The 18816-nt window shown below is 53.9% G+C and carries 21 protein-coding genes, 2 tRNA genes and 1 CRISPR repeat array; of the genes, 12 read left to right on the plus strand and 11 right to left on the minus strand.

Going from position 1 to position 18816, the window contains the following annotated elements; translation table 11 throughout:
- Positions 1 to 60: 60 nt before the first annotated feature.
- Positions 61 to 399 (plus strand): ASCH domain-containing protein, encoded by a 339-nt coding sequence (locus A3L12_RS03545; protein ID WP_088882338.1) that lies wholly within the window; start codon positions 61 to 63, stop codon positions 397 to 399.
- A complete protein-coding gene (locus A3L12_RS03550) occupies positions 396 to 965 on the plus strand; it encodes an ASCH domain-containing protein (RefSeq protein WP_088882339.1) in 570 nt (189 codons plus the stop codon). Before A3L12_RS03545 ends, A3L12_RS03550 begins: the two co-directional genes overlap by 4 nt.
- Here the strand turns inward: A3L12_RS03550 and A3L12_RS03555 are convergent.
- Positions 946 to 1149: a hypothetical protein gene (locus A3L12_RS03555; RefSeq protein ID WP_232462906.1), complete on the minus strand. Its 204-nt coding sequence runs from the start codon at positions 1147 to 1149 to the stop codon at positions 946 to 948. The two genes, A3L12_RS03550 and A3L12_RS03555, sit on opposite strands and share 20 nt — an antisense overlap.
- Before the next feature lie 212 nt (positions 1150 to 1361).
- Here A3L12_RS03555 and A3L12_RS03560 point away from each other — a divergent pair, with 212 nt between their 5' ends.
- The gene (locus tag A3L12_RS03560) at positions 1362 to 2105 is read left to right on the plus strand and encodes a TIGR02253 family HAD-type hydrolase (RefSeq protein ID WP_088882341.1); all 744 of its coding nucleotides are present in this window, start codon (positions 1362 to 1364) and stop codon (positions 2103 to 2105) included.
- Between the two features lie 21 nt (positions 2106 to 2126).
- Here A3L12_RS03560 and pgsA read toward each other — a convergent pair whose 3' ends face one another.
- Genes pgsA through A3L12_RS03575 form a run of 3 tightly spaced genes read right to left on the minus strand, consistent with a single transcriptional unit; the run spans position 2127 to position 4830 of the window.
- Positions 2127 to 2693, minus strand: a complete 567-nt coding sequence (pgsA, locus tag A3L12_RS03565) for an archaetidylinositol phosphate synthase (RefSeq protein WP_088883205.1) — start codon at positions 2691 to 2693, stop codon at positions 2127 to 2129.
- 5 nt (positions 2694 to 2698) lie between these two features.
- Positions 2699 to 3226 carry a tRNA (cytidine(56)-2'-O)-methyltransferase gene (locus tag A3L12_RS03570; RefSeq protein WP_088882342.1) on the minus strand — a complete coding sequence of 176 codons (528 nt, stop codon included), beginning with the start codon at positions 3224 to 3226 and terminating at the stop codon, positions 2699 to 2701.
- Positions 3226 to 4830, minus strand: coding sequence for a transglutaminase domain-containing protein (locus A3L12_RS03575; protein ID WP_088882343.1), 1605 nt, complete (start codon positions 4828 to 4830; stop codon positions 3226 to 3228). Before A3L12_RS03575 ends, A3L12_RS03570 begins: the two co-directional genes overlap by 1 nt.
- A 49-nt stretch (positions 4831 to 4879) precedes the next feature.
- On the opposite strand from A3L12_RS03575, the gene A3L12_RS03580 reads away from it, so the two are divergent.
- The 5 genes from A3L12_RS03580 to A3L12_RS03605 all read left to right on the plus strand — a co-directional run bounded on the left by A3L12_RS03580 (position 4880) and on the right by A3L12_RS03605 (position 10692).
- Positions 4880 to 5653 (plus strand): S-adenosyl-l-methionine hydroxide adenosyltransferase family protein, encoded by a 774-nt coding sequence (locus tag A3L12_RS03580; protein ID WP_088882344.1) that lies wholly within the window; start codon positions 4880 to 4882, stop codon positions 5651 to 5653.
- 12 nt (positions 5654 to 5665) lie between these two features.
- Positions 5666 to 6226 (plus strand): nicotinamide-nucleotide adenylyltransferase, encoded by a 561-nt coding sequence (locus A3L12_RS03585; protein WP_088882345.1) that lies wholly within the window; start codon positions 5666 to 5668, stop codon positions 6224 to 6226.
- Positions 6227 to 6296: 70 nt separating this feature from the next.
- Positions 6297 to 8033 (plus strand): ABC transporter ATP-binding protein, encoded by a 1737-nt coding sequence (locus A3L12_RS03590; protein ID WP_088882346.1) that lies wholly within the window; start codon positions 6297 to 6299, stop codon positions 8031 to 8033.
- Positions 8023 to 9759, plus strand: a complete 1737-nt coding sequence (locus A3L12_RS03595) for an ABC transporter ATP-binding protein (RefSeq protein ID WP_088882347.1) — start codon at positions 8023 to 8025, stop codon at positions 9757 to 9759. The genes A3L12_RS03590 and A3L12_RS03595 overlap by 11 nt, the downstream gene beginning before the upstream one ends.
- Before the next feature lie 609 nt (positions 9760 to 10368).
- The gene (locus tag A3L12_RS03605; protein WP_088882348.1) at positions 10369 to 10692 is read left to right on the plus strand and encodes a hypothetical protein; all 324 of its coding nucleotides are present in this window, start codon (positions 10369 to 10371) and stop codon (positions 10690 to 10692) included.
- A gap of 31 nt (positions 10693 to 10723) precedes the next feature.
- On the opposite strand, the gene A3L12_RS03610 is transcribed toward A3L12_RS03605, so the two are convergent.
- From A3L12_RS03610 to A3L12_RS03620, 4 genes are all read right to left on the minus strand, one after another.
- Entirely contained in the window at positions 10724 to 10903 is a 180-nt protein-coding gene (locus tag A3L12_RS03610) for a hypothetical protein (RefSeq protein ID WP_088882349.1), read from the minus strand.
- A gap of 96 nt (positions 10904 to 10999) precedes the next feature.
- Positions 11000 to 11191 carry a hypothetical protein gene (locus A3L12_RS08285; protein ID WP_198300065.1) on the minus strand — a complete coding sequence of 64 codons (192 nt, stop codon included), beginning with the start codon at positions 11189 to 11191 and terminating at the stop codon, positions 11000 to 11002.
- Positions 11192 to 11870: 679 nt separating this feature from the next.
- Positions 11871 to 12838: a CRISPR direct-repeat array (repeat unit 30 nt; unit sequence GTTCCAATAAGACTCCAAGAGAATTGAAAG).
- Positions 12839 to 12922: 84 nt separating this feature from the next.
- Positions 12923 to 14197, minus strand: a complete 1275-nt coding sequence (locus A3L12_RS03615; protein WP_088882350.1) for an ABC transporter permease — start codon at positions 14195 to 14197, stop codon at positions 12923 to 12925.
- On the minus strand, positions 14194 to 14952 hold the full coding sequence (locus tag A3L12_RS03620; protein ID WP_088882351.1) for an ABC transporter ATP-binding protein: 759 nt from the start codon (positions 14950 to 14952) through the stop codon (positions 14194 to 14196). The genes A3L12_RS03615 and A3L12_RS03620 overlap by 4 nt, the downstream gene beginning before the upstream one ends.
- 84 nt (positions 14953 to 15036) lie before the next feature.
- Here A3L12_RS03620 and A3L12_RS03625 point away from each other — a divergent pair.
- Positions 15037 to 15124 (plus strand) — tRNA-Leu (locus tag A3L12_RS03625).
- 72 nt (positions 15125 to 15196) lie between these two features.
- On the opposite strand, the gene A3L12_RS03630 is transcribed toward A3L12_RS03625, so the two are convergent.
- Positions 15197 to 15274: transfer RNA gene (locus A3L12_RS03630), tRNA-Arg, on the minus strand.
- Positions 15275 to 15405: 131 nt separating this feature from the next.
- On the opposite strand from A3L12_RS03630, the gene A3L12_RS03635 reads away from it, so the two are divergent.
- From A3L12_RS03635 to A3L12_RS03645, 3 genes are read left to right on the plus strand one after another with little or no spacing between them, the layout of a single operon-like run.
- On the plus strand, positions 15406 to 15771 hold the full coding sequence (locus tag A3L12_RS03635) for a BlaI/MecI/CopY family transcriptional regulator (RefSeq protein ID WP_088882352.1): 366 nt from the start codon (positions 15406 to 15408) through the stop codon (positions 15769 to 15771).
- A complete protein-coding gene (locus tag A3L12_RS03640; RefSeq protein ID WP_335755179.1) occupies positions 15771 to 16556 on the plus strand; it encodes a M48 family metalloprotease in 786 nt (261 codons plus the stop codon). The genes A3L12_RS03635 and A3L12_RS03640 overlap by 1 nt, the downstream gene beginning before the upstream one ends.
- Position 16557: 1 nt before the next feature.
- Complete coding sequence (locus A3L12_RS03645) at positions 16558 to 17088, plus strand: cytidine/deoxycytidylate deaminase family protein (RefSeq protein WP_088882354.1); 531 nt, start codon at positions 16558 to 16560, stop codon at positions 17086 to 17088.
- On the opposite strand, the gene A3L12_RS03650 is transcribed toward A3L12_RS03645, so the two are convergent.
- Both A3L12_RS03650 and A3L12_RS03655 read right to left on the minus strand, forming a co-directional pair.
- Entirely contained in the window at positions 17085 to 17447 is a 363-nt protein-coding gene (locus tag A3L12_RS03650; RefSeq protein WP_088882355.1) for a DUF2304 domain-containing protein, read from the minus strand. The genes A3L12_RS03645 and A3L12_RS03650 overlap by 4 nt on opposite strands.
- Before the next feature lie 5 nt (positions 17448 to 17452).
- On the minus strand, positions 17453 to 18775 hold the full coding sequence (locus A3L12_RS03655) for a glycosyltransferase (RefSeq protein ID WP_088882356.1): 1323 nt from the start codon (positions 18773 to 18775) through the stop codon (positions 17453 to 17455).
- Positions 18776 to 18816 lie beyond the last annotated feature (41 nt).

The following is an 18816-nucleotide window of genomic DNA, read 5'->3' on the forward strand; positions in this document are numbered from 1 at the left end:
TGAAGGATTTAAAAGTTTCCATCGGTAGGCTTTTAAACGCCCGGGCTTAGGGGGCTTGAAATGAGGGTGCACCACCTGAGGGTTCGCGAGGAATACCTGAATCACATAAAGTCGGGCGAGAAGAGGATAGAGGTTAGAATAGCCTACCCGAGGTTCAGGGGCATTAAACCCGGGGACAGAATCGTCTTCAACGGTTCAATACCGGCGGTGGTCACGGAGGTGAAGCGCTACGAGACCTTCCGGCAGGTTCTGAGGGAAGAACCCATAGAGAAGATATTCCCCGACAGGCCGGGTTTTGAGAGGGCCGTTAGGAGGTTCCACGACATGTACTCGCGGTGGAAGGAGAACCGTTACGGCGTCGTGGCCATAAAGTTCAGGCTCCTCGGTGGGGAGCGATGAAGCATCTGGAGTTCGATGGGCGCTACGCGGAGGCCATACTGAGCGGAAGGAAGAGGGCCACGGTAAGGCTCGGAAGGAGGCCAAGACTGAAACCCGGGGAGGAAGTTCTGATTCACGCGGGTGGTTACGTCCTCGGAAAGGCCATCGTGGAGCGGGTGGAGGAAAGGCGCGTTGGAGAGCTGACGGACGAGGATGCTTTTCTCGACGGGTTCTCAAGCAGGGAGGAGCTAATCGAGGCCCTCAGATCCCATTATAAGCACGTCAGCGACGATTCCATGGCCCATGTCGTGGTGTTTCGCCTCGTTGAACGCTTTGAGAGGCCCGTTACGAGTTCCGAGCATGCCTACGAGGGCAACTCACCGCTGGAGATAGGGGAGAAGGCCCTCAGGTACCTCGACCTTCCGGAGGAGGACAGGGAACTCATAGAGCTCTTCCTGAAGACCGGGAGCCTGAGGAGGGCAGCCTACAGGCTTGGGGGCCTCAACAGGAGGTACCTTATCAGAAACGCCCTGAGGAGGGCCTATAAAGAGCTGAAAAAGAGGGGCCTTATGGGGCCGAAAGTTTGACGCCTTCAAGCACGCTCGTTTCCTTTCCGTTCTTGACCCCTGAAACGAGGATCGGAATGAGCTTGAAGGTTCCGCCGTTTATTGTTCTCCTCAACTCCCTTGAGAAATCTTCCATCTCAAACTCGTCCCTGAATTCGAGCCTTGCTATGAAATCGTACTCTCCGTAAAGCCAGTATCCCTCCACGGGAAGTTTCTCCAGAACCTCGTCGCGGACGCCCCAGACGAGGAGTATGGCCTCGATTTCCCATCACCCGGGACCGCTTTTCGACCCTAAAGAAAAGTTTTTCTAACATTTTTCCGTCAAAAAAGCAACTTTTTAAAAAATTCTTCTACGAGTTTCGTCGTTCTTCCAGTCAACGTTTTAAACCTCTCCCCCAACTGTTTCCGGTGATAGCGATGGTCAGGGCGGTTTTCTTCGACTTCGTGGGCACGCTCATAACCAAGGAGGGCGAGAACGTCACCCACCAGAACATCGTGAGGGAAGTCCTGAAGAGGGCAGGGAGGTCCGACCTCGATCCCATCGAAATATGGAGGGAGTACGAGGAAGAGAACTCCGCCATGTTTAAAGAGCTCGCCGGAGGGCCCTACGTGAAGATCAGGGACGTTGATGCTGAAGCCATGAGGCGGGTTGGCGAGCGCCACGGGTTTGGCCTTCCGGAGGACTTCTGGGAGATAAGCATAGCCATGCACGGACGGTACGGCCGTCTCTTTGAGGGAGCCGTTGAGACAATTAAGGCCCTGAAGGAACTCGGCCTGCACGTTGGAATCGTAACGGACTCCGATAACGACTACATAGAGGCCCACCTGAGGGCCCTTGGTATACACGATCTCTTCGATTCCATAACCACCAGCGAGGAGGCGGGCTTCTACAAACCCCATGAGAGACCCTTCAGGCTGGCCCTCGAAAAGGCGAACGTTGAACCCGGGGAGGCGATTTATGTCGGCGATAACCCGGCAAAGGACTGCGTCGGTGCCAGGAACGTCGGCATGATGGCGGTTCTCCTCGACCCTAAGGGGGAGAAGAGACGCCTCTGGGAAAACTGCGATTTCGTGGTTTCAAAGTTGGTGGAGGTTGTTGAGATCGTGAAGGGACTGGGGGTCGGCAACGGCAGGGCTCTTCATCGGGAAGGCCTCGTTTAGCGAAATTCTCGTCATCCCCCCTCAATCCCTGAGCCTCAGGTAGGCCACGTAGAACCTCTGGAGAACGGTCACCCATGCCAGAACCGCCACCGTGTAAACGCCGTAGTCAACGTGATTGAAGAGCGCGGCTATGATTATTACCAGCAGCCTCTCGGCCCTCTCGCCGATGCCCACGGCCATTCTTCCCGAGCCCGCCAGCTCGGCTCTGCACCTCTCGTAGCTCACCAGATAGCTCCCCATGAAGGTCACAAAGGCCACGCTCCAGTCCACGAGGTTCCCGAGGGCTATTCCGAAGAGCACCGCCCCGTCGCTTATCCTGTCGAGCGTTGAGTCGAGGAAGGCCCCGAACCTGCTCGTCCTCCCCGTGAGCCTTGCGAGGGTTCCGTCGAGGGCATCCACGAGCGAGCCGAGGAGCAGAACGAGTGCAGCGGTAACCTGCTCGCCCCGGTAGAAGAGGTAGGCCCCGAGGAGGCTCAGGAGAAGGCCGATTACTGTTATCTGGTTTGGAGTAAGGCCGGCCTTCGCGAGGGGCCTTACGATCGCCTCAAGGTAAACCCTCACGTTCTCCCGGTAGCGGTTGAGGACCATTCCCATCACTCCAGTTCGATTATCCTCTTGCCCCTCTCCTGCGGGACTATCCTGAGCTTTGCGTTCTCAAATTCCCTTCTAAGGCCTTCACCATCGAGGAGCCTGTCAAGGAAGACCGCCAGAGCGGCGACCTCGCTGTGGGGCTGGTTTCCAACGCCCACGTTGTAATCGGCGATTTCGTAGACCTCCCTCGGAACCTTCTCGGCGCCGACCACGATGAGGATGTCCAGTCCCTCCCTGAGCCTTTCCCTGATCGGGGGCATCGCGTCGTCGATGTGAATCCCGTACATGGTGAGATGGACGATTACCCCCTTCCACTCCTTCAGGATCTTCCTCCACGCCGGGTCGAAGGTTATCTCGAAGGGTCCTCCCCATCTTCTGACCACGTCCTCAACGCTTTCCCTTACGTGCTCGTCCTCTTCGGCCGCTATTATTATTTTATCGGCCCCGAAGGCCCTCGCCGTTAGCGCCACGTGGGTGGTTATCCTCTTGTCCCTCTCAGGTCTGTGTCCGAGTCTCAGAACGGCTATCATCATACCTCCCCCGCGAAGATCCTCCAGTATCTGGTGAAGTCGTCCCTCCACGTCAAGTTCTTATAGAAATCGTACAGGGTTTTTACGTATTCCTCTATCCTGTCCGTGCTGTATTCACCGAGCACCCTGTTGAGATCGTCACCGGGTGCCGAGGCGAAGAGGAAGAGGGCGTAGAGCCTCTCCTTCTCGTTGAGGTCGTTCATGACCACCATGAGCTTTGAGCGAAGCCCCGGGTCAAGCCTTCCGGTGATCACCCTCAGGAGCCTGTCCTCAAGGTTCGAAAGGAAGTCGGCCGTTACGTCTATGTGTTCGTGGCCCTTCAGCTCCGTCGGTGCCTGCGCCACTATCCTGTACCCCTCCACCGTCACGAGCTGGTAGATCCGGGGAAAGTAGGGGCTCGCTATGTACTCATCAACCGGACCGACGAAGCCGTGTCTGAGGTCCACAACGTACCAGCCGTCGACGGTGTAGAACTCCGTCATCGGTCTGAAGGTGCAGTCCGTGCCGTTTGAGAGCGTTATAATCCTCGCCGGAACGTTCAATGAGCGGAGCATGGCCGTGAAGAGTATCTGTCCCTCGGCGTAGCTTATCCTGTCCTGCGGGAGTATATCCCGGACTTTGAGGCTTGAGGTCGTGTCGCCCAACGAATACCTCTCCATCGTCCAGTTGTATATCCTTCTGGCCGCCTCGGCTTCGGAAGTTGAGTTTCCGATTATCTTCAGCGCCACTTCCCTCAGCTCCGTCCGGTTGAAGATGGGGGTTGAGTTGTAAAGCTCCATCCAGTAGGCATCAACCAGATAGCCGTCGGTTATCCAGTGGTACTTCAGCCCGTAGGCGTCCTTTAGCGCGTTCTCCCCCCTTTCCCACGGGCGCCACAGTACTTCCATCGGGAAGCTCTTTATGGAGCGGTATTCCCTTCCGTTCACCGCGTACCTCACGATGGTTGAAGCGTAGCCCTCGCGATGCGCGTAGGGGGTTTTTATGAGGTAGCTAACCCTGACCTCCCCCTTTCCTTCAACGCTCTCAGGGAGGGCGCTGCTTCCCACGATCTCCATGCCCTCCAGCAGCTCGAGGTCGACTCCCCGGAGCTCCACGGGAACGTCGAGCCTGTTCTTTATGATGACGGTCAGTCTCGTGGTATTCCCGCCGGTGACGGAATCGGGCGCTTCGACCTCCAGTTCCACCCCCTCGGGGGGGATCTCCTCCATGGATACCCTTATCCTGAACTGACCGTAGAAACCGGTCCATGAGCGTCTTAACTCGTCGGTAAGCTCCAGTGACAGCTTCAGGTCGTAGACGCCGGGCCTGGCCGGTGCCCTCAGAATCCAGACGAGCTGCACCGTTTCCCCCACTGGAAGAACGTCCGGAAACTTCGGCTCCTGAAGTATCTGAAAATCCCCTCCGCTGAGAACGAGGGTGGCCCCGGTGAGGCCGACCTTTCCGGTGTTGTTGACGGTTACGATAACGTGAACCTTTTCCCCCGGGCCCACGACGGTCCTATCGACCGAGAACCTTACCTCGGCCGGTGGCCTGAAGAGGCAGCCCGAGGCCACAACCATAACCATGAGAATCAGCAGGAGGGGGGTTGGCTTTCTCATGGCCATCGTCCAAACCCTTTAAAGCATGACCGTTAATAAGCTTTAGGTGTTGGGTATGATCACGCTGACAACCGACTTCGGTCTCAGAAGCCCCTACGTGGGAGAGATGAAGATAGCCATGCTACGGCTCAATCGGAAGGCCGTTATCGTCGACGTGAGTCACTCGGTGGAGCGACATTCGGTCCTCGAGGGGTCTTTCGTGATGGAGAGCGCGGTGAAGTACTCTCCTGAAGGCACGGTCCACGTTGGAGTCATCGATCCGGGCGTTGGAACCGAAAGGCGGGCGATCGTGGTGGAGGGTAACCAGTTCCTCGTCCTTCCGGACAACGGTCTGGCGACGCTTCCCCTGAGGCACATTGGGGCGAAGAGGGCGTGGGAAATAGACCCCGAGAGGGTAAAGCTCTTCACCGGACGGGAGGTCAGCCCGACCTTCCACGGAAGGGACGTCTTCGGGCCCGTGGGCGTTCTGCTCGATTCCGGCATCGAACCCGGGGAACTCGGGAGGGAGATTCCTCTGGATAGTTTGATCAAACTGGACGTCGAACCAGTCCGGCGGGGGAACCTCTGGGACCTCAGGGTTATCTACGTGGACGACTTCGGCAACGTGGTGCTGAACCTCGAGGACTTTGGAGAACCGCGGGCGGTTGAACTGATAGACCTTAACCTCAGGGTTCCCTACCTCAGAACCTACGGGATGGTTAAAACCGGCGAACTTCTGGCCCTCAGGGGAAGCCACGGCTACCTCGAGATAGCGGTCAACAGGGGAAGCGCGAGCGAGAGGCTCGGCCTGAAGATCGGAGACAGGGTCAGGGTTAGGCTGATTCGGTAAGGGGGTGGTTGGATGAGACGCGGTCTCTTCGTCGGGCGCTTTCAGCCCGTTCACAAAGGCCACATAAAGGCCCTCGAGTTCGTTTTTTCGCAGGTTGACGAGGTCATCATCGGAATCGGAAGCGCTCAGGCAAGCCACACGCTGAAGAACCCATTCACGACGAGCGAGAGGATGGAGATGCTCATCAGGGCGCTGGACGAGGCGGGACTTGACAAGCGCTACTACCTGATCCCCCTCCCGGACATCAACTTCAACGCCATCTGGGCGACCTACGTGGTAAGCATGATTCCACGCTTTGACGTGGTCTTCACGGGCAACTCACTTGTCGCACAGCTCTTCCGGGAGAAGGGTTACGAGGTGGTGGTCCAGCCCATATTCAGGAAGGACATACTCTCGGCCACGGAGATAAGGAAGCGCATGATCGAGGGAGAGCCATGGGAGGAGCTGGTTCCAGAGAGCGTTGTGGAATACATCAGGGAGATTAAGGGCGTTGAGCGAATAAAGATGCTCGCCACGAACCTCGAGAAGAACGAGAAGGAGCTGCAGGCCCCGATAAGAATCCCGGAGTTTTGAGCTTTAACCCTTTTTAGATGTCCATCTTAACCGACAAATATTTATAGTAGTGCACCCAAGGAAAACCGCCATGGGTGGATCGTTGAAACAACTAACGAGGTTGATGGGTTACCTCAGGGAGCATAGCCTGTACTTCTCGGCCGGAATAGTCATGGTTATCCTGATGTCCTACACCAACGGCGTAATCCCCGTCCTGATAAGGGAAGCCGTCGATAGGGGCATAACCACAGGAAACTACATGCTTGGGATACGTTACGGTTTACTTGTGCTTTTTGCTGCAGTTCTGAACGGCGCCTTCAGTTTTGCCGGAAGATACCTCCTCGTGAAATCCGCCCAGCACGCCGTTTACAACCTCAGGATGGACGCCTTCAGGGCCATCGGGAGGCAGAAGATGGAGTTCTTTGACAGGACCTTCTCGGGCCAGCTGATAAGCAGGATAACCAACGACACGGAAAGGATAACCCGTTTCCTCTCTTTCAGGCTGAGGATGTTCGTCTATTCCATCTTTTTGATACTGGTGTCGCTGTATTACATGATCAGAATGAACATCCTCCTTTCCCTCGTGGCCCTGCTCACGATAGCCGTGGCGGTTTCGATAAACGCGACCTACGCGATGAAGATCAGACCCATCTACGATAAAATAAGGCACCAGACCGGTGTTGTGGCGTCACTTGCGACGGGAACCATCTCCGGGGTAAAAACGGTGAAGGCCCTCTCCGTGGAGGAAAATATCCAGAAAAAGTTCTCCACGGAGAACGAGGAGCTCTACTCCATGAACGTTGAGGCGACGAAGATAACGGCCCTCTACGGAAACGCCTCGTTTCTCATCCTCGGGCTGGCGATGAGCGCTATGCTCTACTACGGCGGAAGGGCCATCATAGGGAAGACCCTCACCGTGGGCGAGCTCGTGGCCTTCTTAACCTACATGCTGACCCTTATGTGGCCCCTGAGAGCATTGGGTTTCACGATAGGCGACATCCAGAGAAGTTTGGCCGCTGCTTCGAGGCTCTTCGAGGTCATAGACTCCGCTCCTGAAGTCGATGCCCCGGATGCCGTTGAGATTGAGAACCCGAGGGGCGAGGTGGAGTTCAGGGATGTTCACTTCACCTACCACACGGGAAGAACCGTGCTCAGGGGTGTGAGCTTCAGGATCTCCCCCGGTGAGAGGGTCCTCGTAACAGGTCCCCCAGGATCCGGAAAGAGTACGTTGATTAAGCTGATCGCAAGGTTCTACGAGCCTGAGGGTGGAGAGGTTCTCATAGACGGAATCGATGTGAGGAAGATAAAAACGAAGAGCCTGAGGAAGATCGTGGCGTACGTTCCCCAGGAGCCCTTCATCTTCAACAGGAGTTTGAGGGAGAACATAGCACTCGCAAAGCCCGATGCCACGATGGAAGAGGTGATAAGGGCCGCGAAGATGGCGAAAATACACGACTTCATAGCCTCCCTTCCCAGCGGATACGACACGGTCGTGGGTGAGAAGGGAATAACGCTCTCGGGCGGCCAGAGGCAGAGGATAGCCCTTGCCAGAGCCCTCCTCCTGAACCCGAAGATAATACTCCTCGACGACCCGTTTTCGAACCTCGATGCCGAAACCGAGAAGGAGATCCTTAACGACCTTCAGGAAATCCTCCGGGACAGGACAGCCATACTGGTCTCCCAGAGGCTTTCTCCTGTAAAGATCTCAGACAGGGTAATCGTTATGGAGAACGGCTCGATAGTCGAGGACGGACGGCCGGAAGAGCTCATCAGGAAGGGTGGAGTTTTCGCAAAGATGCTTGAAGCGGGTGGAGCCCATGGAGAATAAATCTTCCCTTTCACTCCTCAGGAGGTTCATCGGAGAGGCGCTTTCCGAAAGGAAGACCCTCGTGATAGTCGTGGTAAGCATAGTCGGTTCCGCCCTCGCCACCCTCGTTTCCCCCTACATCCTCAGCATCGTCATAGACCGCTACATAGTTCCGGGAAGGTACGAGAAACTCGGCTTAGTGGTCTTCCTCTACCTCCTATCCCTCGTCGCCCAGTGGTTCTTCGCAACGCTCCAAACGTTTTACACCGAGGTTTTTGGACAGAGGGTCTTGAGGAACCTTCGCGACAGGCTCCACGAAAAGATACTTGCTTCAAACCTCGATTTCTTCAAGGAGCAATCGGCGGGCGATCTGGTATCAAGAATAATCAACGACACGAGCGTGGTCAACGACGTTCTGGTCTCGGGGCTTTTGGGAGGTCTGGGAAGCATCCTGAGCCTTGTCGGTATAATCATCGCCATGTTCCTTCTGGACGTTAAACTAACCCTTGTAACCCTCGGCAGCGTTCCGCTGATGGTCTTTGTGGCCCTTTACTTCGGCACAAGGATGAGGAGGGCCTACAGGGAGACGAGGCAGAAGATAGCGAAGATCTCGAGCGTGGTCGAGGAGAGCGTCGCCGGGATCGAGACCATAAAGGCTTTTGGAACCGAAGAAAAAGCCGAGAGGGAATTCTCCAGAGTCTCAACGGAGACCATCAAAGCCTATCTAAAAGTGGCGGTTTACATGGGCTTCTTCTGGCCTCTCATGAACATAACCAGCCTGCTGTCGGTGATACTGGTAATAGGCTACGGTGGTTATCTGGCCCACGCCGGGGAGGTGAGCATTGGGGTTGTGGTTGCGTTTATTCAATACGCCCAGAGGTTCAGGGGGCCCATAAACAACGTGGTGAGCATGTACGACAGCCTGCAATCGGCCCTCGCCGCGCTGGAGAGGATATATGAGGTACTCGACGATGAGAACGTGGAAGACTACGGCGGGATGGACGTTGATCGCTTAAAGGGCGAACTCGAGTTCCGCGACGTCTGGTTCGCCTACGAGGAGGGAAGACCCGTTCTCAAAGGCATAAACCTCCACATACCTCCCGGATCGAAGGTGGCGATAGTGGGGAGAACCGGGGCTGGAAAAACGACCATCGCGAACCTGATAATGCGCTTCTACGATCCCACCGAAGGGAGCCTCCTCTACGATGGTATAGACGGAAGGAGGATAAGCAGGAAGAGCCTCAGGAGGAGGATCGGCTACGTACCGCAGGAAACCTACCTCTTCCCGGGAACCATAATGGAAAACATACTGATGGCGAACCCCGAGGCCACGGAGGAGGATGTTGTAAGGGTTTGCAGGAACCTTGGAGTTCACGATTTCATAACCCGGCTTCCAGAGGGCTACGAAACTTCGGCCGGGGAGGCTGGAAAGCTCCTTTCCGTTGGAGAGAGACAGCTCATATCCCTCGCAAGGGCCCTTCTCAAGGATCCGGATATCGTCATACTCGACGAGGCCCTCTCGAGTGTCGATCCAAAGACCGAAAGGCTCGTGCAGGACGCCATGATAAGGCTTATGGAAGGGAGAACGAGCATAATAATAGCCCACAGGCTTTCTATAACCCGCTTCGTGGATGAGATTGTAGTCGTTGAAAACGGAGAGATAGTGGAAAAAGGAGCCCTCGAAGAGCTTCTCGAGAGGGGAGGATACTTCCACAGGCTCTATACCTCTCAAATGCAGGAGGGTTAGTTCTACTCCAGGACCCCAGGGAAAATAAGAACGGCAAAATTAGTAAGGGCAAGTAAAGATGGTGGAGGGCAAGAGTACTCGATAGAGAAACAGATCCAGAGTTCTGTATTGATGTGGCCCGCAAGAGGAAGACTTAGAAAAACATCATTCTCCTGGATAGAGTTCACAAAAGCATTAGTTAACACCTTTTTGTTCTTATGATAACAGAAAACCTTTTGTAATCCTTTGTTGTTCTTATGACTGAAAAGGTGATGATATGCCGATAAATTTGGACGATTTAAAAGCCAACGTTCAGGAATACATAGATGTGGGGGAGCTAGCATAATTCAGCTCTTATTATGTATTTCAAAGCTTTAGTTGGAATATGCGATTACATCATTAAGAGGAACTTAGGACTTGAGCCAAAGAATCACGCCGAGCGGTTCGTGATTCTGAGACGTAATTACCGGGACTTGTATAAAACCACGAGTTTTCGAGTTCTACCGTGACGCTTACGAGAAGGGGATCAAAAAAGAAGAAGTGGGGGAGCTGGCGAGGGAGCTGGGTGTTAATTATTCGGATAGGTTGCACATTAGAGTGTTTGGTGAAAGTGTTATGGGGGTGTGATGTATGGGTTCGTCAAAAGAAAATACTAAACATAAGGTGGATGAATGGGTTGAGTACATGAAGGCCAAGTATTTTGTTAAGGATGGTAGTGAAGAGGAGCAGTTTTTGAAAGAAATGGCTGAAGAGATTAAGGAGAGAGCAAAGTCAGAGGCGTGGTTTTGGTTCATAGTGATGATTTTGGGGTATTCGCCATTGCTTATTGGGTTCTTTGTGATGCTGTATGCATTGTATAGGTTAGATAATTTGTATTCACCGTATTTTGAGAAAGCAGAGGAAAAGTTTGCGTTATGGAAGCTGATAAAAGATGGAGGTGTGAAGAATGAGTAGATTGAAGAGTCTTATGGAATATTACACACCCTTAAAACAGGTCTTCCAGACCAAGCTGTCTTATAGCCAGTTCAACGTCTTTTAAAGCCTCATCCACGGGTTTTATCTGTCTTAGAATCTTGATCTCAGCAACCGTAACTTCAGCGTAATCGTCGGTGTGGAGGCCGTAAATCTGCATTCTCTTGATCCAATCATCTTTCTTTTTATTCATATTATCCACCTCACGGGTTTTTCTTTATATTCCGAACTCCAAACTGAAAAGACAGTAACTTTCAATTCTCGTTGAGGCTTGTTTGAACTCCAACAATCACTTTCTGTCCTTCAGAAAGTGCTCTAGAATCTTTTCCGGTGATGGTATTTCACCAACTTCTATCGAGTGGTCTTTAACGATAATTACTTTGATCTTATCCTCTGGAAGGTTTTTGTCGTACATAAATCTCGTGCCATACTTTGTCTGAATTATAACATCTCCCATAGCAATCACCCCTTTCACGCTCACACCACACAGCAGGTATACTGCCACATCGTACATAAGGTTTTTGGACCCTCCAAAACAAGCATCAAATCAACAGAGCATCCTATAAGGGTGCCACAAAATAAAAAGCATATTATTTCATACCTTAACTGTTAAAATAGCCGGACAAGGTGGCAGGCGACATTCCGCTCAATTTTGGAGATTCTTATAAAAACATGATGCTGAAGGTTTTTCGTTACTCGCTTTGAGAGGTTCTTATCGGGTTTGGGGTTTTGGAGGGGGTTCTTTTTTGGTTTTGGGGTTTTTGGAGCTTTTGGAAGTCTTTAGTAATGAAAAGTTATCATCTAACAGAAAGTTATAAAAACTTGAGTTTTTGTTACGAATTTTTTTCGAAGTTCTGGGAGGGGGGCTTTCGAGGGAGCTTTTATGCATTCTCCCCGTGGAAAGCGTGTCTTTTAGATTTTCGAGATGTTTAAAAGCTTTGTTTTTGTTTTACTCCTCTCGGAAAGCTTGGGAAGTCTCGTGGACGTTTTTGTGCATGGTGAAATTCGGGCTTTTTGAGGGGTTCAAGGGTTCTGAAGGACTACAAGATAGCTTGAATCAGGGGCTTTTTGGGGAGTTTTTATTGACCCCTCACCGAAAGGCTTTTATAATTCGAGGGTTAACAGGGTATTGCTGGATAAACAGGACAAAATTCCCGCCGGTTCCAATAAGACTCCAAGAGAATTGAAAGAAAAGCCACCCCTGAAGCACCAGGGGTTTGGGGGGGTTCCAATAAGACTCCAAGAGAATTGAAAGTGAGCCGGGCGTGGATGTGCCCCTGAACTTCTCCGCCGAGTTCCAATAAGACTCCAAGAGAATTGAAAGATCATTAAGGTCTACGATGCCTCGACGTATGAGGATAGTTCCAATAAGACTCCAAGAGAATTGAAAGGTCGATGTAAACGATAGCGTTAAGGTCAACTCCTGAGGTTCCAATAAGACTCCAAGAGAATTGAAAGCCTGCTCGGGAGGGTCAAGCATGTAACAGTTCACCTGTTCCAATAAGACTCCAAGAGAATTGAAAGTAACTTCTTCTTCAATTTCGGGGCTTAATTGAACCCCGTTCCAATAAGACTCCAAGAGAATTGAAAGTCGTTTACATAGACCGCGGTATGGTAGTGTTCACCAGTTCCAATAAGACTCCAAGAGAATTGAAAGAAAGAGCGTAAAAACTTTAATAACAGTGCTTTACAGTGTTCCAATAAGACTCCAAGAGAATTGAAAGTTCTTAATATCGATTGTGATGTTATAGAGCAGGGTGTGTTCCAATAAGACTCCAAGAGAATTGAAAGTGCTATCACCACCTGAACTATTGAGACTATAATAAGGGGTTCCAATAAGACTCCAAGAGAATTGAAAGTTTTTATCTCCTCTTCTACACGACAAACTATATAAACAGGTTCCAATAAGACTCCAAGAGAATTGAAAGATCGCAACACCGTTTAACATGTTGTGGTGAAAGTGCGGTTCCAATAAGACTCCAAGAGAATTGAAAGTTGACACGTCAAAGACGTATAACACTTACTTGAGCGTTCCAATAAGACTCCAAGAGAATTGAAAGGTAGGCCTCCTCCCGGTGGATGGGCCTCGGGGTATTTAGTTCCAATAAGACTCCAAGAGAACATAAGAACCCTAAGGGGGGAGTGGACTGGTATCCCCCGCCCAAAGCTTCTTTCATAGCGGTTGAAGTTTCCGGTGCTCTGGGTGATGTTCTCAGGGGGATCTCCTCCCCCAGCGGACGTTCGCCGTGAGGACCCTCTCCGTGGAGAAGAGCCGGGCCGTCGCGTAGAGTATCGCAACCGCGATAAGGCCCAGATACAGGATGCTCGCCCCCATGGAACCGTAATCGCTCAGGAGCACGTGCCTGTAATCAACAACCGGATGCGTGAAGGGTATCGCCAGCAGCAGGTACCTGAAGGCCACCGGAAGGTCGTTGATGTCGGTGTACATCAGCAGGAAGGCCGGGAAGGCGAGCGGGAGCACAACGGCACTGACGAGGCTTGTGGCGGTCTGGACGTCCTCCGCGAAGGTGGCCACTATCATGGCAAGGCTCAGGGCGATTATTATCGTCAGGAAGACGACGAGCGAGAACATCAGCGCCCCGAGGGGGGTAATGCTCAGCCCGAGGTCCTCGAGGGTTACGCCGGTCGAGCCCAGACCGAAGGATCCCAGATAGTACCTCATGCCCACCATGTAGGCTATCGCCGCCACCAGACCCATCACGGCGGTGCCAAATATCTTGGCCGCAACTATCTTCGTCCTTGCCACTGGGAGGGTGAGGAGCGTCTCAAGGGTTTTGTTCTCCTTCTCGCTGGCTATCGCCCCGGCGGCCATCTGGGACGTTACCATGATCATTATGAAGACTATGAGGGGTATCGTGAAGGCCTGGGCGGCCACAACGCTCGAAACCATCGCCGGGGAAACGTCAACCACCCTGCCGTTGATCACGGACCTGCTCTCGACCCGTATCGGATGGAGCACCGCATCCGGGTTGCCCGCCCCGAGCTTCTCCACCTTTATCCTCGCTATCTCCTCGCTGAGTATCTCGAGAACGGCGTTTATCCTGCCCTCGCTGACGCTCTCCTTTATCCCCGTGCCCACGCTGGTGAAGATGCCGTATAACTCAACCGTGGCCGTCTCGTTGGACGTCAGTCTGGCCGAGAAGTCCGGGGGAACGACAACGAGGACGTTCTGCTTCATCAGAAGGGCCTTTGTTACGGCCTCATCGAGGCTCGTGGCGTTGACCACACTTACCGTTACGTTTGGAGCCACTTCAAGGGACTTTATCAACGCCCTTCCGTACGGACCGTCGTCGAAGCTGACTATCGCAACGCGGGTCTCGCCCTGAGCGTGTTCCATGCCAACGCTAATCGCCTTGCCCATCGCCGGAAGGAGGATGAGCGGCAGGACCACGAGTCCAAAAACGAGCTTCCTGTCCCTGAACAGGTTCCGGAGCTCCTTCTTTGCCATAACCCAGAAGTCACTCAAGATCCTTCACCCCCGATCGGCTCGTCCGCTTCAACTCCAAGGGCCCTCATGAAGACCTCCTCGAGGTTTCTGGCACCGTAACGCTCCTTAAGCTCGGATGGCGTTCCCACCTCGATTATCCTGCCACGGTCTATGAGCGCAACCCTGTCGCACAGGAACTCCACTTCGAGCATGTTGTGGCTCGAAATAAGGAAGGTAATCCCTTCCTCCTCCGAAAAGCGCCTTATTGTCCTCCTTATGGTGTAGGCGTTGACTATGTCCAGACCGCTCGCAGGCTCGTCGAGTACGGCCAGCTTTGGCCTCACCATCAGGGCCCTCGCTATAAGGAGCTTCCTCGTCATGCCCTTGGAGTAGGTAGAGACCCTGTCGTAGAGCCTCTCACCAAGGTCCGAAAGCTTCACGCCGAGCTCCAGCATCTCCGAGGCTCTTTCCCGGTCCTTGGCGTATAGCTTCGCCATGAACTCGAGGTACTCGTAGCCCGTGAGGTTCCTGTAGGCCCCGGCCTCCTCGGGAAGGTAACTGATGACCTCCCTCACCCTGTCGGCTTCCCTCACCACATCGTGGCCGTCTATCGTCGCCCTTCCACCGGTGGGCTTCAGTAGGGTCGACAGTATCTTCAGCGTCGTGCTCTTCCCGGCCCCGTTGGGACCGATGAGACCGAAGATCTCCCCCTCGTTGATGGAGAAGCTTATCCCCCTGAGGGCCTTAACCTTTCTGTATTCCTTTTCAAGGTTCGTAACCTCGACGATGGGCATGGATACCTCCCGACACTCGATCGCTCCTTCATCTTATAACCTTCTCCCTCAAAGTTTTTAAATGGAGCGGGGAACTGAATCCGTGCGGGGGTTGCCGAGCCTGGCCAAAGGCGCGGGATTTAGGGTCCCGTCCCGCAGGGGTTCCGGGGTTCGAATCCCCGCCCCCGCACCAGTAAACACCGGAGAAAAGTCGAAGGGAGCTTCTTCTTGTCTTTAAATCAGGTTTCAAGCTCGAAGAATTTTCTGGCGGGCCGGGCGGGATTTGAACCCGCGACCTTCGGCTCCGGAGGCCGACGCCCCGTCCTGGCTAGGCCACCGGCCCACACCCGTGGTTGTTTCACGGGAGGCTTTAAAAATCTAACCGCTCGCTGGGGATCAAGATGTTCATAAGGGTTCAGCAAAGCTTTTTAGCTCCTGCAACTTAATCGTTTCAGGGGTAGGGGGAGTGATAGCATGGAACCACAGGAGTTCAAACTCACCGAAGAGGGTATAAAAGCGGTTCTTCCACCTCTCGAGGCCGAGATAATGGAGCACATGTGGGAGGTCAGGGTCGCCACGGCAGGGGAGGTCTACAGGCACATGAAGGAGAAACACCCGGACCTGAGGCGCTCCACCGTAAGCATCCTCATGAACCGCCTGTGCGAGCGTGGACTCCTGAGGAGGAGCATCGAAAGGGGCAGGGGCGGAATGAGGTACGTTTATTCGATAACCTCAACCCGGGAGGAGTTCGAGAAGAAGGTTGTTGAGAGTATCCTCGATGCGCTGATGACGAACTTCAAGGAGGCGACCTACGCCTACCTCTCAAGGATCAAGAAGTGATGGCGATGCTCCTCGTTGTCCTGGTCCTCGAGGTCATGCTGGCCTTGATGGCCCTGAAGGAACTGGGTCTCGAAATGGTCATGGCATCACTGGGGTTCATAGTACTGCTGAACCTATGGGTCTCAACGAGGGACGTTAAGGGCAGCTACATAAACCTCGAAAGGAAGGAGGCCCCCTGGCTTTACGATGGAATAGCAAGAATGGCCAGAAAGGCGGGAATTCCAATGCCCAGGGTGCTCATTCTGGACGACTATATACCCAACGCCTACTCCTTCAAGAACACCGTGGTACTCTCCATGGGACTCTTCGAGGTGCTCGAGGAGGGGGAAATACTGGCGGTGGCGGCCCACGAGATAGGCCACATAAAGAACGGGGACACGAGGATGTTTCCGATGCTGGCCTACGGCAGGTACCTGACGATGATATTCACCGCTGCGCTCATCATTCTGGCCGACAGCTGGATCGTTACGCTGGGAGCCATCTCACTCTACGCCCTCTACGAGGTCGCCAGGGCGGACTTCCTCAAGGACAGGGAGTTCAAAGCCGACGAGACAGCCCTCAGGCTTCTCGATGCACCCATGAGCCTCAAGAGGGCCCTCGAAGAGCTCAAGTACTACGAAGACCTGCGCGTGAAGGTCAAACAGAGCGCACTGCCGAGCATAGAACCCTCCATAGAGAGGAAACAGAAGAAGCCGGTGGTGAACACCCATCCGAGCTACGACGAGAGGATACTCAGAATACTCATGGAGCTTAACAGCAACATGTTCAACCAGAAGGTGCAGTGATATGCCCGTTGAGATAATCCTCGATGGGGAGAAGGCGGAGAGGATAAAGCGCCTGCGCCCAACCAAGGACGAGTACTTCATGCTGATAGCCAAGCTCGTCTCCCTCAGGGCCACGTGCCCGCGCCTCCGGGTCGGTGCGGTAGCGGTAAAGGACGGCTACATCCTTGCCACGGGTTACAACGGCGCCCCGAGGGGCATGGACCACTGCGTAGACGTGGGATGCCTCATCGTCGACGGCCACTGCCACAGGGCGGTGCATGCGGAACAGAACGTCATAGCCATGGCGGCCAGAAAGGGCATAAGCCTCGAGGGGGCGACGCTTTACGTTACCCACTTCCCCTGCGACACCTGCTTCAAGATAGTCATAAACGCCGGCATAACGGAGATAGTCTACGAGGAGATGTACCCGAACGAGGCAACGGAGATACTGCTCAGGGAAGCGCAGGAGAAGGGGATAGTAAAGATAAGGCAGTTCAAACTTTCAAAGGAAAGGGTCAGGGCGTTTCTGGAAGAGCTGTTCGAAGGGTTCTAAGGCTTTTCCTTCTCCCTAAGGAGTTCCCTTATTTCCTCCAGCTCTATGGCCATCTTCCTCGTCAGTTCGGTTATCTCCCTCTCGGTCCTGTCAACGGCGAGGTAGACCTTAAAGATCATGAGGTAGGCCAGCCCTATGGCCACGACGAAGAGCGAGTCAAGACCCCTGCCGAGGCCGAGCAGTCGCCGTATGGTCATGGCTATCTCCACAGGAAAAACCGAGACGATCAGAAGGCCTACGAGGATGGCCTCCCAGAAGAGAAAATCGCCCCATTCAAGTTCCTTCCTTCCGTACTTCCCGAGCACGTAAAGCATAAGGGCCAGCACAACGGTTATGGCCATGTACTGAACCGCATACATCCTCATCACCTCATCTTGTCGAGCAGTAGATTAAGGGCTATCTTCATGCCCTCAAGAACGTTCGTCCCCTTCTTCATCGAGTAATCCGTATAAACCGCACTTATGGGGACCTCAACTATCCTGCATCCGTTCTTTGCCGCCTCGATTATTATCTCGCTCGAAACGGCGTAACGGTCGCAGGTTATCCTTATCCGGGAGGCGCAGTCTCCGTTAAGGCACCTGAGCCCGCTCTGGCTGTCGCTCACGTATCTGCGTGCAAAGAGGGCAGTTATGGCATCAAGAACAAAGTTCCCAAGGCGCTTAACGGGGGGCATCTGGCTGACGTCCCCCTTAAGCCTCGAGCCAACGGCGAAGTCCGCCCTCCCCTCGGCAACCGGCTTCATCACCCTGAGAGCATCGCTCACGAGGTGCTGGCCGTCGGCGTCAAAGGTGAGGATGAGCCGGGCGCCCTTCCTGAGGGCGTAGGCGATGCCGGTTCCAAGGGCACCACCGAGGCCCCTGTTGACGAGATGGGTAAGAACGTGAACGCCTCTGGAACGGGCTATATCGGGGGTTCTATCGCTGGAACCGTCGTTGACGACCACCATCTCCTCGGGTTTGAAGTGGAGGAGGAGGTCATCGAGAACCCTCCCGATGGTCGGTTCCTCGTTGTAGGCCGGAACCACAACGCAGGTGCTGAGGAGGTTTTTAAGGAGCTCCAGGAGGTCTTCCATGGTTTCAACCTCAAAATCCGGGCTGGAATCCACCGAGAAGCTCATCCTGCCCGAGGAGTGCCCCGTCACCATTACGCTCAACGCACCGAGCTCACGGGCGGGGATCACGTCGTAGCCGTGATCTCCAACCACGAGAACCTTCGCCGGCTCAACTCCAGAGGCCTCGATTATCCTCCTGAGCTGTCCCGGGCTGGGCTTGAGCTCCTCCGGTGGAACGTCGTCCCTCGTTGAGATAACATCGAAGTAATCCTTTATTCCATGGATTTCAAGGGCCCTGAGAGCTGCCCTCCGGGAGCTCCTCGTCATTATCGCCATCCTGACATTTTTCTCCCTCAGGAAGTTCAGCACCTCCAGAGTTCCGTCAAAGAGGAAGCTGTTGTTCAGCCTTTCCGTCTCAAGCTCCACGAGGATGGAGTGCAGTTCATTGAAGTCCCTGCCGGTTTCGCGGGAGATCCTCAGGAGGCCCTCGTACATCGGTGTAAGGTCACCTATCGTATCCCCGGATAAGCCTGACTCGATGAGCCGGGATCTTAGTTCCTTCTTGATCTCCGAGAAGGATCCCGGTGCACCCACGAGGGTACCGTCGAGGTCAAAGACCACAAGTCTTACGTCCATGCTCTCACCGAAGGGTTTATTTTTGAAGGATCCGAAGGTGA

This window comes from Thermococcus sp. P6 (assembly GCF_002214525.1).
GTDB lineage: Archaea > Methanobacteriota_B > Thermococci > Thermococcales > Thermococcaceae > Thermococcus.

Bases quoted from the DNA above. Each gene is read 5' to 3' on its own strand.
- A3L12_RS03545 (WP_088882338.1), top strand. From the start codon at position 61: ATGAGGGTGCACCACCTGAGGGTTCGCGAGGAATACCTGAATCACATA.
- A3L12_RS03550 (WP_088882339.1), top strand. From the start codon at position 396: ATGAAGCATCTGGAGTTCGATGGGCGCTACGCGGAGGCCATACTGAGC.
- A3L12_RS03560 (WP_088882341.1), top strand. From the start codon at position 1,362: ATGGTCAGGGCGGTTTTCTTCGACTTCGTGGGCACGCTCATAACCAAG.
- pgsA (WP_088883205.1), bottom strand. From the start codon at position 2,693: ATGGTCCTCAACCGCTACCGGGAGAACGTGAGGGTTTACCTTGAGGCG.
- A3L12_RS03570 (WP_088882342.1), bottom strand. From the start codon at position 3,226: ATGATAGCCGTTCTGAGACTCGGACACAGACCTGAGAGGGACAAGAGG.
- A3L12_RS03575 (WP_088882343.1), bottom strand. From the start codon at position 4,830: ATGGCCATGAGAAAGCCAACCCCCCTCCTGCTGATTCTCATGGTTATG.
- A3L12_RS03580 (WP_088882344.1), top strand. From the start codon at position 4,880: ATGATCACGCTGACAACCGACTTCGGTCTCAGAAGCCCCTACGTGGGA.
- A3L12_RS03585 (WP_088882345.1), top strand. From the start codon at position 5,666: ATGAGACGCGGTCTCTTCGTCGGGCGCTTTCAGCCCGTTCACAAAGGC.
- A3L12_RS03590 (WP_088882346.1), top strand. From the start codon at position 6,297: ATGGGTGGATCGTTGAAACAACTAACGAGGTTGATGGGTTACCTCAGG.
- A3L12_RS03595 (WP_088882347.1), top strand. From the start codon at position 8,023: ATGGAGAATAAATCTTCCCTTTCACTCCTCAGGAGGTTCATCGGAGAG.
- A3L12_RS03605 (WP_088882348.1), top strand. From the start codon at position 10,369: ATGGGTTCGTCAAAAGAAAATACTAAACATAAGGTGGATGAATGGGTT.
- A3L12_RS03610 (WP_088882349.1), bottom strand. From the start codon at position 10,903: ATGAATAAAAAGAAAGATGATTGGATCAAGAGAATGCAGATTTACGGC.
- A3L12_RS03620 (WP_088882351.1), bottom strand. From the start codon at position 14,952: ATGCCCATCGTCGAGGTTACGAACCTTGAAAAGGAATACAGAAAGGTT.
- A3L12_RS03635 (WP_088882352.1), top strand. From the start codon at position 15,406: ATGGAACCACAGGAGTTCAAACTCACCGAAGAGGGTATAAAAGCGGTT.
- A3L12_RS03640 (WP_335755179.1), top strand. From the start codon at position 15,771: ATGGCGATGCTCCTCGTTGTCCTGGTCCTCGAGGTCATGCTGGCCTTG.
- A3L12_RS03645 (WP_088882354.1), top strand. From the start codon at position 16,558: ATGCCCGTTGAGATAATCCTCGATGGGGAGAAGGCGGAGAGGATAAAG.
- A3L12_RS03650 (WP_088882355.1), bottom strand. From the start codon at position 17,447: ATGTATGCGGTTCAGTACATGGCCATAACCGTTGTGCTGGCCCTTATG.
- A3L12_RS03655 (WP_088882356.1), bottom strand. From the start codon at position 18,775: ATGGACGTAAGACTTGTGGTCTTTGACCTCGACGGTACCCTCGTGGGT.